General features: G+C 71.9%; 10 protein-coding genes and 1 pseudogene. 4 read left to right on the top strand and 7 right to left on the bottom strand.

Going from position 1 to position 12199, the window contains the following annotated elements; all coding sequences use genetic code 11:
• Positions 1-73 precede the first annotated feature (73 nt).
• Both CITRI_RS0114455 and CITRI_RS0114450 read left to right on the top strand, forming a co-directional pair.
• Positions 74-1843, top strand: a complete 1770-nt coding sequence (locus CITRI_RS0114455; RefSeq protein ID WP_010145630.1) for an AMP-binding protein — start codon at positions 74-76, stop codon at positions 1841-1843.
• Positions 1840-2826, top strand: a complete 987-nt coding sequence (locus CITRI_RS0114450) for an NADPH:quinone oxidoreductase family protein (RefSeq protein ID WP_010145629.1) — start codon at positions 1840-1842, stop codon at positions 2824-2826. Before CITRI_RS0114455 ends, CITRI_RS0114450 begins: the two co-directional genes overlap by 4 nt.
• 20 nt (positions 2827-2846) lie before the next feature.
• Here the strand turns inward: CITRI_RS0114450 and CITRI_RS0114445 are convergent, their stop codons facing one another.
• The 4 genes from CITRI_RS0114445 to CITRI_RS0114430 are packed head-to-tail and all read right to left on the bottom strand — an operon-like array spanning position 2847 to position 7820.
• Complete coding sequence (locus CITRI_RS0114445) at positions 2847-3662, bottom strand: CoA ester lyase (RefSeq protein WP_010145627.1); 816 nt, start codon at positions 3660-3662, stop codon at positions 2847-2849.
• A complete protein-coding gene (locus CITRI_RS0114440; protein ID WP_010145625.1) occupies positions 3659-4234 on the bottom strand; it encodes a MaoC family dehydratase in 576 nt (191 codons plus the stop codon). The genes CITRI_RS0114445 and CITRI_RS0114440 overlap by 4 nt, the downstream gene beginning before the upstream one ends.
• The gene (locus tag CITRI_RS18005) at positions 4231-6249 is read right to left on the bottom strand and encodes an acetyl/propionyl/methylcrotonyl-CoA carboxylase subunit alpha (protein WP_010145624.1); all 2019 of its coding nucleotides are present in this window, start codon (positions 6247-6249) and stop codon (positions 4231-4233) included. Before CITRI_RS18005 ends, CITRI_RS0114440 begins: the two co-directional genes overlap by 4 nt.
• Before the next feature lie 5 nt (positions 6250-6254).
• Positions 6255-7820, bottom strand: a complete 1566-nt coding sequence (locus CITRI_RS0114430; protein ID WP_010145623.1) for a carboxyl transferase domain-containing protein — start codon at positions 7818-7820, stop codon at positions 6255-6257.
• A gap of 148 nt (positions 7821-7968) precedes the next feature.
• Between CITRI_RS0114430 and CITRI_RS18000 the strand changes: the two genes are divergently transcribed.
• Together CITRI_RS18000 and CITRI_RS0114420 are read left to right on the top strand one after the other, a co-directional pair.
• On the top strand, positions 7969-8619 hold the full coding sequence (locus CITRI_RS18000) for a TetR/AcrR family transcriptional regulator (protein ID WP_010145622.1): 651 nt from the start codon (positions 7969-7971) through the stop codon (positions 8617-8619).
• A 17-nt stretch (positions 8620-8636) separates the two neighbouring features.
• Positions 8637-9488: a hypothetical protein gene (locus CITRI_RS0114420; RefSeq protein ID WP_010145621.1), complete on the top strand. Its 852-nt coding sequence runs from the start codon at positions 8637-8639 to the stop codon at positions 9486-9488.
• A 21-nt stretch (positions 9489-9509) separates the two neighbouring features.
• Here the strand turns inward: CITRI_RS0114420 and CITRI_RS0114415 are convergent, their stop codons facing one another.
• The 3 genes and pseudogenes from CITRI_RS0114415 to CITRI_RS18595 form a co-directional block, all read right to left on the bottom strand.
• Positions 9510-10805: a hypothetical protein gene (locus CITRI_RS0114415; RefSeq protein WP_010145620.1), complete on the bottom strand. Its 1296-nt coding sequence runs from the start codon at positions 10803-10805 to the stop codon at positions 9510-9512.
• Positions 10805-11179 (bottom strand): hypothetical protein, encoded by a 375-nt coding sequence (locus CITRI_RS0114410; protein ID WP_010145619.1) that lies wholly within the window; start codon positions 11177-11179, stop codon positions 10805-10807. The genes CITRI_RS0114415 and CITRI_RS0114410 overlap by 1 nt, the downstream gene beginning before the upstream one ends.
• Position 11180: 1 nt before the next feature.
• Positions 11181-12199 (bottom strand): annotated as a pseudogene (locus tag CITRI_RS18595) (hypothetical protein); the annotation flags it as partial.

Below are 12199 nucleotides of genomic sequence, written 5' to 3'. Positions count from 1 at the left end.
CCACCCACGACGGACTCCCGAACACGCGTCTCCTGACGGTGATTCGCGCTTGTCAGGCTCTGAGAGGTATCCCATGACCGCACAGTCCCCCGCCGAGGTCCTCCGCCAGTGTCGCGACCAGCTCCTCGCCTGCCGCACTGACCCGGACACGGCGCACCGGACCTTCGCCTGGCCCAGGTTCGAGCACTTCAACTTCGCCTCGGACTGGATCGACCACGTGGCCGCGGGGGATCGCGGCGGCCAGCCCGCCCTCGTGATCACCGGTGAGGACGGCACCAGCGAGCGCCGGACCTACCGTGACCTCGCGGAACGGTCCACGCAGGTCGCCGCCTGGCTGGGCGGGATCGGGGTGCGCCGTGGAGACCACGTCATCGTCATGCTGGGCAACCAGGTCGAGTTGTGGGAGGTGATGCTGGCCTGCATCCGGATCGGCGCACCCGTGATCCCCTCCACCGTGATGCTCGGCCCGACCGACCTCGCCGACCGGGTCGAGCGCGGCCAGGCCTCCTGGGTGGTCACCAACGGGTCGGAGGCGGCCAAGTTCGACACGGTCCCCGGTGACTTCCAGCTGGTGCAGATCGGCGCGCGGTCCGACGGTGGCTCTCCCGCCCGGCCCGTGCACGACTGGCGGGACTCGTTCGCCGCACCCACCGCCTTCAGCCTCGACGAACCCACCCGTGCCGATGAGACGATGCTGCTGTACTTCACCTCCGGCACCACCTCCAAGGCCAAGCTCGTCGAGCACACGCACACGTCCTACCCGGTGGGCCACCTGTCCACGATGTACTGGATCGGCCTCGAGCCCGGCGACGTGCACCTCAACGTGGCCTCCCCCGGCTGGGCCAAGCACGCCTGGTCCAACTTCTTCGCGCCGTTCATCGCCGAGGCCACCGTGTTCCTCTACAACTACGGCCGGTTCGACGCCAAGGCCCTGATGCACCAGATGGACCGGGAGGGCGTCACCAGCTTCTGCGCACCGCCCACCGTCTGGCGCATGCTGATCCAGGCCGACCTGACCCAGCTGGAGAACCCGCCCGCCAAGATCGTGGCGGCCGGCGAGCCCCTCAATCCCGAGGTGATCGCCCAGGTGGAGAAGGCCTGGGGCACCCAGATCCGGGATGGCTTCGGGCAGACCGAGTCCACCCTGCAGGTGGCCAACACCCCGGGCCAGCCCGTGCGGCCGGGGGCCATGGGCCGTCCGCTGCCGGGGTACGACGTCGTGCTGATCGACCCGGACACGGGCGAGGAGTCCGCCGAGGTCGGCGAGCTCTGCCTGCGCCTGGACCCCCGTCCGGTCGGACTGACCATGGGGTACTGGGGGGACCCCGAGCGCACGGCAGAGGCATTCCGGGACGGTGTCTACCACACCGGTGACCTGGTGTCCCGGGACGCGGACGGCATCATCACCTATGTCGGTCGCAACGACGACGTCTTCAAGGCCTCCGACTACCGGTTGTCCCCGTTCGAGCTGGAGTCGGCGATCATCGAGCACCCCGCGGTCGCCGAGGCCGCCGTGGTCCCCTCGCCGGATCCCATCCGGCTGGCCGTGCCCAAGGCCTACGTCCAGCTCGCCGAGGGGTGGGAACCCACCGAGGAGACCGCCCGGGCGATCCTGCAGCACTGCCGGGACTCGTTGGCGCCCTACAAGCGCATCCGCCGCCTGGAGTTCCACGACCTGCCCAAGACGGTGTCGGGCAAGATCCGCCGCGTCGAGCTCCGCCGACGGGAGATCGACGTCCACCCCGACGGCGGCTCCTCGCCTGCCGCGGTCGCCCTGGGCGGCGCGCAGACCGCCGTGGAGTACACCGACGCGCTGCTGCGCCAGGAGGCGGCGGAGTCGTGAGGGCCGTCGTCATCCCGGAGTTGAGCGGCCCGGCGGTCGCGACCCTCCAGGACGTCCCCGAGCCGTCGGGGGCCCACGACCGGGCCGGCGGCCGCAGGATCCTGGTGGACGTGCATGCCGCGGGGCTGTCCTTCATCGACCCCCTGCAGACACGGGGGAAGTACCAGCACCGCCTCGAGGCCCCGTACATCGCGGGCAGCGAGGTGGCCGGCGTCGTGCTCGAGTCCCCCGCGGACTCCGCCTTCCGCCCCGGGGACCGGGTCGCGGGCTCCGTCTGGCACGGCGGGCTGGCCGAGCGTGCGCTGGCGCTGGAGGACTACCTGGTACGGATCCCGGAGGGCATGGACTTCGTCCACGCCGCCGGAGTCCAGATGAACTACTCCACCGCCCTGTACGCCCTCGAGGGTTCGGAGGTGCCTCCGGGCGGAACGGTGCTCGTGACGGGTGCCGCCGGGGGTGTCGGCACGGCCGTCCTGGACATCGCCCGGGCCCAGGGCATCTCGACGATCGCCCTGGTGTCCTCGGACGAGAAGGAACGCATCGCCCGGTCCGCCGGTGCCACGCACGTCCTCCGGTCCACCGGCCCCTGGCTCGAGGAGGTCCGGTCGCTGACCGCGGGGCACGGCGTGCACGGCTTCGTCGACATGGTCGGCGGCGACGGGTTCCTCGACGCCGTCCGGTCGCTGCGGATCGGTGGCACCGGCGTCGTGGTCGGGTTCGCGAGCGGGACCATCCCGGAGATCAGGACGAACCGCCTGCTGTTGCGCAACCTCACGCTGAGGGGCATGGCGATGGACGTGATGGAGGGCGAGCGCCCGGGGACCCTCGCGCGCGTCCAGCGGGGGGTGCAGGACCTGCTGGACGCCGGCTCCCTGCACCCGGTGGTCGACCACGTCTACCCGTTGGAACGCGCGGCGGAGGCGCTGGCCTCCATCGAGGACCGGGCGGCCGTGGGCAAGGTCGTGGTCACCGTCAAGGACTGACCACGCGGCACCGCCCCGGTTCAGCCCACGATCCTCCGCGCCTGGCGCAACACCGGCTCGTCCACCATCCGGTTCCGGAACCGGAACACCCCCGGCTGGTGCTGCGCCTCGGCCAGCACCGCCCGGGCCCACTCCAGTTCCTCATCGCCCGGGGCGTAGGACTCGCGGATGACGGCCACCTGCGAGGGATGGATGCAGGCGGTGGCGGCGAAGCCGGACGCCGCGGCGTCCGCTGCCTCGGCCTGCAGGCCCTGCAGGTCCGGGATGTCGAGGAACACCGAGTCCACCGCCACCTTGCCGGCGGCGTTGGCGGCGATCAGCACCCGCGAGCGGGCGTACCGGGCGACGTCCCGGTACCGGCCCCGGTGCTGCCCATCAGCGAACCGGCTGGAACGGCCGGCCATGGAGGCCACCAGGTCCTCGGCGCCCCACATCAGGGACACCACCGCCGGGTGCCGGGCGATCTCGGCCGCGTTCTCCACGCCGGCCGCCGTCTCACACAGCGCGATGACCCGGTACCCGGCCTCCTGCAGGTGGTCGAGCTGCCCGGCGTGCTCCGCCTTGGCCAGCATCAGCAGGCGGTACGGCCCGCCCTCGAGGGCCGCCAGGTCCAGGTCGTGCTCCAGCGTCCCGACGGGGTTGACCCGGACGATCGTGGACTCCGGCTCCAGGGACGATGCCGCGACGTGCTCCCGGGCGATGTCCTTGTCCGCCGGGGCGACGGCGTCCTCGAGGTCGATGATCACGGCGTCGGCCGCGGCAGCGGCCTTGGCGTAGCGGTCGGGCCGGTCGGCCGGGCAGAACAGGAGGGCGGGGCCCGGGTGCGCGCCGATCATGCCGCGCCTCCCGGTGCCGGTCCGTCCGTGGCCACCGTCCCGGCCGCCGGATCCGGGCCACCGGCGCTCCCACCGCCCGCATCACCCTCACCGGCGAGTGCCGCCGGCGATACCTGCATGAGCGTGGACCGCTTGGCCACGGCCACCACGGTCCCGTCCTGGTTCCGCGCGGTGTGGTGGAACTCCACGATCCCCTGGTTCGGCCGGGACCTCGAACGCCGCTTACCGGCGACCAGCGTCTCGGCGTAGAGCGTGTCCCCGTGCCGCACCGGGGCCGGGAAGGACACCTCGGAGAAGCCCAGGTTGGCCACGATCGTGCCCTGGGTCAGCTGGGCGACCGACAGCCCCACCAGCGTGGAGAGGGTGAACATGCTGTTGACCAGCGGTTCCCCGAACTCCGTGCCGGCGGACCACGCGGCGTCCAGGTGCAGGGACTGGGTGTTCATGGTCTGCGTGGTGAACAGGACGTTGTCCGCCTCGGTGACGGTGCGCCCCGGGGCGTGGACGTAGACCGCCCCCTCCTCCATCTCGTCGAAGTACAGCCCGCGCTGCTCGATCCGCCTGCCGGTCATGAGGCCTCCTCGACCTTCTCGTCGTCCCTGTACTCGTCCACGCGCCCGTCGGCGCCGTCCTCGACGGTGATGACGGCCAGCACCTGGTCGCGGCTCACGGCGTCCCCGACGCCGGCATGCAACCGCACCGTGCCGGTCACGGTCGAGCGGATGACGTGTTCCATCTTCATCGCCTCCACGACGATCACCGGGTCGCCCTCGGCCACCACGTCCCCGTCGGCGGCGGGAGTGAGCAGGACGGTGCCGGGCATCGGGGAGACCAGGGTGGGGTCCGAACTGGCCTCCGCGTCCACCCCGTGCTCCGTCCGCTCGCGCCGGATGTCGAACAGGGCGCCCTCGCGGTTCAGCTGCACCCCGTCGGGCCCGACGACGGCCGTGAAGCTGCGGCCGACGCCGTCGATCGTCACGGTGGCCCAGTGACCGTGCCGGCGCACCTGGGCGGGCAGCTCGCCGCGGTCGGTGACCACGACCGGGGAGTCCACGGGCCCGGCCAGCCGGACCGTGTGCGTCGTGCCGTCCGGCGCGGCCAGGCGGATCTGCCGGGGCGCCGGGGCGCCCAGCCGCCATCCGTCACGCCGGCGCCACGGGCCGGCGTCGGTCCCGCGGGCCGCGTCCATCAGCAGGGCGACCTCCTGGACGTCCCGTTCGGTGGGCACGGCGAAGCCGATGGCGTCCAGCTCGCGGGCGATCAGCCCGGTGTCGAGCCGGCCGGCGACGACGTCGGGCAGTTCCAGCAGCGCGCGCAGGAACTCGACATTGGTGGTGAAGCCGACGATGGCCGTGTCCTCGAGGGCCGTGACCATCCGGCGGCGGGCCTCCTCGCGGTCCCGGCCCCACGTGATGACCTTGGCCAGCATGGGGTCGTAGTCCACCGAGACGACGAGGCCGTCCTCGATGGCGGTGTCCACGCGCACGCCGTCCCCGGCGGGATGCCGGACGTGCTCCACGGTGCCGCCGGTGGGCAGGAACCCGGCGGCCGGGTCCTCGGCGTAGACGCGCGCCTCGATGGAATGGCCCGTCAGGACGATGTCCTCCTGGGCCAGGTCCAGGACCTCGCCGGCGGCGATGCGCAACTGCTGTTCGACCAGGTCGACCCCCGTGATCTCCTCGGTGACCGGGTGCTCGACCTGCAGCCGGGTGTTCATCTCCATGAAGAAGAACTCGTCCGGGGAGTCCGCGGGGACGATGAACTCGACGGTGCCCGCGCCCCGGTAGTCCACCGACCGGGCGGTGTCGCAGGCGGCCTGGCCGATGCGTGCGCGGGTGGCCTCGTCCAGCAGCGGTGAGGGCGCCTCCTCGATGACCTTCTGGTGGCGGCGCTGCAGGGAGCACTCACGCTCGCCGAGGTGGATGACGTTGCCGTGCTCGTCCGCCAGCACCTGGACCTCGATGTGGCGCGGGGTGAGGACGTAGCGCTCCAGGAACAGGGTGTCGTCCCCGAAGCTCGCGGCGGCCTCGCGCCGGGCGGCATCCAGGGATGAGGCCAGCTGGTCCGCCGACTCGACCACGTGCATGCCCTTGCCGCCACCACCGGCGGAGGGCTTGATGAGCAGCGGATAGCCGACGCCACCGGCCGCGGCGGCCAGTTCCTCGTTCGTCATGCCCGGCTTCGCGATGCCCGGGACAGTGGGCACGCCGCGCTGCTGGACCGCGTTCTTGGCGGTGATCTTGTCCCCCATGACCTGGATGGACCCGGCCCTCGGGCCGATGAAGACCAGGCCGGCATCCTCACAGGCCTGCGCGAACGTGGCGTTCTCGGCCAGGAAGCCGTACCCGGGATGGATGGCCTCGGCGCCGGTGGACCGGGCGGCCTCGATCACGGCCCCGATGTCCAGGTAGCTCTGGGCGGCCGGTGGCGGCCCGAGGCGCACGGCGGTGTCGGCCAGCTGCACGTGGCGCGCGCCGGCGTCGGCGTCGGAGTACACCGCCACCGACCGGATGCCCAGGGACCGGAGGGTGCGGATGATGCGGCAGGCGATCTCGCCGCGGTTGGCGATCAGCACTTTCGAGAACATGCGGCTCACATCCTGAAGACGCCGTAGCCCGGCGCCGGGGTTGACGGGTCGGGGGACCGCATGACCACGTCGAGGGCGAGGCCGACGACGTCCCGGGTCTGGGCGGGCTCGATGATCCCGTCGTCCCAGAGCCGTGCGGTGGAGTAGTAGGGGCTGCCCTGGTGTTCGTACTGCTCACGCGTGGGCCGTTCGAACTCCGCCTGCTCCTCTTCGCTCCAGGTGCCCCCGCCGGCCTCGATCTGGTCGCGGCGGACGGTGGAGAGCACGGAGGCGGCCTGGGGCCCGCCCATCACGGACACCCGAGCCCCCGGCCAGAGCCAGAGGAAGCGCGGGGAGTACGCCCGGCCGCACATCGAGTAGGTGCCGGCGCCGAAAGACCCGCCGACCACGACGGTCAGCTTGGGCACGGAGGTGGTGGCCACGGCGTTGACCATCTTGGCGCCGTGCTTGGCGATGCCGCCGGACTCGTACTCCCGCCCCACCATGAACCCGGTGATGTTCTGCAGGAACAGCAGCGGGATCTTCCGCTGGTCGCACAACTCGATGAAGTGGGCCCCCTTGAGGGCGGACTCGCCGAACAGGACGCCGTTGTTGGCCAGGATGCCCACCCGGTGCCCGTGGACGCGGGCGAAGCCGGTGACCAGGGTGGTCCCGTACTCGCGCTTGAACTCGTGGAAGCTGCCGGCGTCGATGGTCCGGGCGATGATCTCCCGAGCGTCGTAGGGCGTGGTCAGCTCCACGGGGACCACCTCGGTGAGGGTCTCCGGGGACTTCTCCGGCCCGGTCACCGCGGCCGGCTCGTAGGGCAGGGCCGGGCTGTCGGGCAGGGTGGCCACGATGTCCCGCACGATCTGCACCGCGTGCTCGTCGTTCTCGGCCAGGTGGTCGGTCACGCCGGAGACCTTCGAGTGCACCTCGCCGCCGCCGAGGTCCTCGGCGGTGACGACCTCTCCCGTGGCGGCCTTCACCAGCGGCGGACCGCCGAGGAAGATGGTGCCCTGGTTGCGCACGATCACGGTCTCGTCGCTCATCGCCGGAACGTAGGCGCCACCGGCGGTCGAGGAGCCCATGACCGCGGCGATCTGCGGGATGCCGTCCCGGGACATCCGGGCCTGGTTGTAGAAGATGCGGCCGAAGTGGTCCCGGTCCGGGAAGACCTCGTCCTGCATCGGCAGGAACGCGCCGCCGGAGTCCACCAGGTAGATGCAGGGCAACCGGTTCTCCGCGGCGATCTCCTGGGCCCGCAGGTGCTTCTTCACCGTGATCGGGTAGTACGTCCCGCCCTTGACGGTGGCGTCGTTGGCGACCACCATGACGTGACGGCCGTGGACCAGCCCGATTCCGGCCACCACTCCCGCGGACGGGGCGTCGCCGCCGTAGAGCTCGAACCCGGCCAGCGGGGCCACCTCCAGGAAGGGGCTGCCCTCGTCCAGCAGGGCGTCGATGCGGTCCCGGGCGAGCATCTTGCCGCGGGCCAGGTGCCGCTCGCGCGAGGCCTGGGGACCACCGAGCGCGGCGTCGGCACGCCGCTGCCTCAGCTCGGCGATCAGGTCGGGGTACGTGGTCGACATCAGCAGGAGCCGCCCTTCGGGAGAACGTTGTCGGACTTCTCGGGGGAGCCACGCCTCGTCGGTCACGACCGCGGCCCGGGATTCAGGTTACTGGTCTCTAACTGAAATTGTCTATCATTGATCCAGACCAGTCGACGGGGAGGACATGATGACCGCAACCTGGAGGGCCACCCAGAAGGCGAACCGGCGCGCCGCGCTGATCCGCTCGGCCGCCCACCTGTTCGCCGAGCGCGGCTTCGCAGCCGTGTCCACCGGGGATCTCGGCGAGGCCGTCGGCATGAGCGGACCGGCCCTGTACAAGCACTTCTCCAGCAAGGACGCCCTGCTGGCCGAGATCCTGGTGGACGTCTCCGAACGGCTGCTGGCCGGCGGGCGGGAGATCCTCGACAGCCAGCACGAGCCCGGTGAGACCCTCGAGCGGCTCATCCGGTTCCACCTGGACTTCGCCACCTCGGATCCGGACGTCATCCGCCTGCAGGACCGCGAGCTGCCGGCCCTGGCCCCCGAAGACAACCGGCGTGTGCGCCGCCTGCAGCGCGAGTACGTCCAGTCCTGGGACGGGCCCCTGGCGGGGCTGCGCCCGGACCTCGACGACGGCGAGCGCCAGGTCCGCCTGATGGCCACCTTCGGCCTGCTCAACTCGACCCCGCACAGCGCCGGGGGGCCGGCCCGCACGCCTGTGACGCATCGCCCGGACGGGTCGAACGGGTCGGACGCCGTCGACGGGACAGACGGGTCGGAGGGATCCGACGTCATAGACGTCCTGGCATCGATGGCCTGGCGGGCCCTGACCGGTTGACCGCCTACCCTGAGCCCATGCCCTCCTCCGCCCAGCACCGCCCCGACGCACCGACGACCCCGGGTATCCCCCGGGCGGCCACGATCCTGCTCCTGAGACCCGGCACGCACTCGCCGGCCCCGGAGGTGTTCACCATCACCCGGCACACCGCCCTGGCCTTCAGCGCGGGGGTCTCCGCCTTCCCCGGCGGGCGCATCGACGCCGCCGACGAGCTGCCGGCGGACTTCTGGGCCGGCACCGACCTGGTCGACTGGGGCCACCGGCTGCGGCTGGAACCGGACACCGCAGGGATGGTGCTGGCCGGCGTCGTGCGCGAGACCTTCGAGGAGACGGGGGTACTGCTGGCCCGGCACCGGGACGGGCGTCCGGTGGACGGCGGCACCCTGGCCGGGCTCCCGGACGATGCCCGCCGACGGGTGGAGGACCACGAGCTCGACTTCGCCACCCTGCTGGCCGAGCACGGCCTCCAGCCGGACGCCGGCGGACTGCGGGCACTGTCCCGCTGGGTCACCCCGGAGGGCGAACCCCGGCGCTATGACACCTACTTCTTCCTGGCCGCCCTGCCCCACGGGCAGGAACCGGGCACCCTGTCCTTCGAGGGCGCGGACAGTCGGTGGACCACCGCGACGACGGCCCTGCAGGACTTCCGCGCTGGCGTCCACCAGCTGATGCCGCCCACCTGGGCCCAGTTCCGTGCCCTCGCCGGGGCCGCCGATCTCGACTCCGCGCTGGCCGTCGTCGGCAGCCTCGCACCCGTCCAGCCGACGGTCGCCAGCCGGAAGCCGCGCCGGATCATCGACTTCCCCGGCCATGAGGACTTCGCCGAAGACCTGGCCGCCGGGAGTTCCGCGTCCGGCCCGCCGGCGTGAACCGATCCGGGATGCACCGGCCTACCGCTGCCGCGTGCCCAGTCCCGGCTCCAGGAGCATCCTGATCCTGCGGTAGAGGTTGCGGCCGCTGATGGGGACCACGACGGCGTGGTCGGCCTCCCTGACCACCTCGGCGTGTGACACGCCGTCGATGTTCAGGAAGAGCAGTGGTGCCTCGTCCGGTCCGGCCTGCAGGCTCCACACCAGCAGGTCCCGTCCCCGGAGGGTCTCGGGCAGGTCATCCGCCTCGACGGGGGACCCCTCCGCCAGCCGGGTCATGACCGAGGACATCACGGTCACGTCCCGGTCCAGGACGGGCCAGGTGGGTCCGGCACCGACCCAGGCGGCGATCACCGCAGCCTCCGTGCCCGACTGGACCATGTCCAGCGTCTGGCGGTCGGCGAGGGGCCGTGCCGGGTCCGTGGCCCATTGGGCGGCCGCATCCGGGCCGGCCAGGATCGTCGTCCCCCCGTGGTCTCCACGCCACGCCTGCAGGATGCTCGTCCGGGGGCCTCGCCGCGTGATCACGCGCAGGCTGACCTCGGCGTGCCGCATGGGCGCGACCACGGTGGAGCCGGCCGGGGTCACCCTGCCGCGCTCATCGCACAGCTGTGCGTCCTGGAGTGCCTGCAACGGGCGGGCGTAGGTGCCGCGTTCGAGCCGGCCCAGGCCCCGGCCGGAGTCCATCAGGCGGCGCAGCAGTTCCACCTGGTCCCGGTCGAGGACGGGTCCCTCCGAGGTCCAGGACTGCCGGCGGTTCAGGTCGTCGAGGCGTTCCACGGGCTGCCCGGAGGCGTCCGTGAATCCGGCGGCAGGCGTCGGCGCGCGGTCAGGGACCCAGGCGTAACCGGGTGCGTCGAGCGCCACGGCATGCTCGGGGTACTCCACCGAGGACAGGATGTCACCGACGGTGCGGTCCAGCGCGGGCACGTCCGCCTCGGCGACCGTCACCGTCAACCCGATGCTGTATCCCTCGACCACGGTGCAGGCGTGGGTGAAGTGCAGGTGCATCCCGCCCTGCGTGGCCGTGGCCTCCACGCGCCGCCCGCCCCTGAACTCGTCCACCGACAGCACGTGCAGGTCCGGGTACAGGACCGACCACGTCGCGATGTTCACCGTGGACAGCTGGGTCATGGTCCCCGGGAAGTCATGGAGCGTCAGGACGGCCGAGGGCGCGAGGAGTCCCTCACGGGACGGCCCGCGCAGGACCCGGGACACCCCCGGCATCGCGACGTCGGCCGTCACGTCGGTCCAGCCGGCAGGCACGCTCCACCGGACACCCCACTGCTCCAGTGCCAGGGCGGACTCGGCCGCCATCAGCGCCTCCCCACCGAGGCGCCCACGGCCTGGCGTCGGTACCATTCCGGCCGCCAGCGATCAGGCAGGACGTGGCTGACGATCATCCCGACGACGATGCCCGTGATGAGCACCGCGATGGATGCCACCTGCATCCAGGACGAGCCCCCGGCCTGCGCGAGGCCCAGCAGGATCCCGCCGATGAGGGAGGTGACGGAATAGACCGCCAGGGTCAGCAGCCCCCAGTGCGGCCCCCAGAGGGTGAGCGGTGGGTGGATGGCCATCCATCCACGCCAGCTCCCCCGATAGGCTCGCGCGCTCATGACACCGGACCACAGTGCCGCCAGGCAGAAGATCACCGTGATGGCGATCGCGATCATCTGGTTGTCCGACAACTCAGCCTCCCCAGAAGTTGTTCCAGGCGTTCTTCACGCCATCGGCGAAGCCCTCGCCGTCCGTCCAGTTGTCAATGGTATTGCCCAGGATCTCCCCACCCCAGCCACCTGCGATACCACCGGCCACGCCTCCGATGATGCCGCCGACCACGGTCCCCACCGGGCCGCCGACCATGGTGCCCACGGCCGCGCCGGCGGCCGCCCCGCCCCAGGCACCGCCCGCGGAGCCCAGGAAGGAGCCACCGGCACCGAGCGTCGCCGACTTGACCGCGCTGCCGGTCTGCTCGGCCGTGGTCATCCCCGGGTTCTCGACGAGGTCCTGGTTCCACTCCTCGGAGTAGTTGCCCCACGCCGACAGGACGACGTCCGCCCCCTCGAGGAAGCGGCCGCCCCACTTCGCCCATCCGGGCGGGTTGGGCAGGTCGGCCGCGACGACGACCGTGGTCCGCGTCTCGACCCTCGTCTGGGTCAGGTCGAGTTCCGTGTACCGAAGCCTGCTGCCGTCCGCGAACTCGATCTGGAGGTCGGTGTACCGCACCGACGTGACGGTGATGGTGTCCACGACGTCGAAGGTGAACCTGTGGACCCGGTGTCCTTCGAGGGCCTCCTGGACCACGGCGCTGGTGGCGCCGGCCTCCGGGCCCGCGAACTGCCCGGGGGTGTACGGGGTGTCCGGGTTGACGGCCCTGATGTGGTGCGCGCACTGCTCCTCCAGGTCAGCCATCTGCTGGGCGACGGCGTTGACCGCAGCCTGGGCCTCCTGCTCGTCGGCCACGTCGGCATAGCAGGCCGATGCCCCCGCGACCGCACTGTCATAGGCGCCCCTGAGCCCGTCCATCGCATCGCAGTAGGCATCGATGGCCAGGTACACCGCCCGCGCCCCGGACTTGCCGGCATCGCCGTAGTCGACGACGGGGTCGGCCGCAGCATAGACAGTGCCCATGTCCAGGGTGTCCGACGTGATGTACCCGTTGGCCTGGATGTCGCCCCAGCTGGCCTTGACCTCGTCCGCCCGGTCGG

The sequence above is a fragment of the Citricoccus sp. CH26A genome, from assembly GCF_000224415.1.
GTDB lineage: Bacteria > Actinomycetota > Actinomycetes > Actinomycetales > Micrococcaceae > Citricoccus.
This window is presented reverse-complemented; position numbering and strand designations above follow the sequence as displayed.

Bases quoted from the DNA above. Each gene is read 5' to 3' on its own strand.
- CITRI_RS0114440 (WP_010145625.1), bottom strand. From the start codon at position 4,234: ATGACCGGCAGGCGGATCGAGCAGCGCGGGCTGTACTTCGACGAGATG.
- CITRI_RS0114430 (WP_010145623.1), bottom strand. From the start codon at position 7,820: ATGTCGACCACGTACCCCGACCTGATCGCCGAGCTGAGGCAGCGGCGT.
- CITRI_RS0114455 (WP_010145630.1), top strand. From the start codon at position 74: ATGACCGCACAGTCCCCCGCCGAGGTCCTCCGCCAGTGTCGCGACCAG.
- CITRI_RS0114445 (WP_010145627.1), bottom strand. From the start codon at position 3,662: ATGATCGGCGCGCACCCGGGCCCCGCCCTCCTGTTCTGCCCGGCCGAC.
- CITRI_RS18000 (WP_010145622.1), top strand. From the start codon at position 7,969: ATGACCGCAACCTGGAGGGCCACCCAGAAGGCGAACCGGCGCGCCGCG.
- CITRI_RS0114415 (WP_010145620.1), bottom strand. From the start codon at position 10,805: ATGGCGGCCGAGTCCGCCCTGGCACTGGAGCAGTGGGGTGTCCGGTGG.
- CITRI_RS18005 (WP_010145624.1), bottom strand. From the start codon at position 6,249: ATGTTCTCGAAAGTGCTGATCGCCAACCGCGGCGAGATCGCCTGCCGC.
- CITRI_RS0114420 (WP_010145621.1), top strand. From the start codon at position 8,637: ATGCCCTCCTCCGCCCAGCACCGCCCCGACGCACCGACGACCCCGGGT.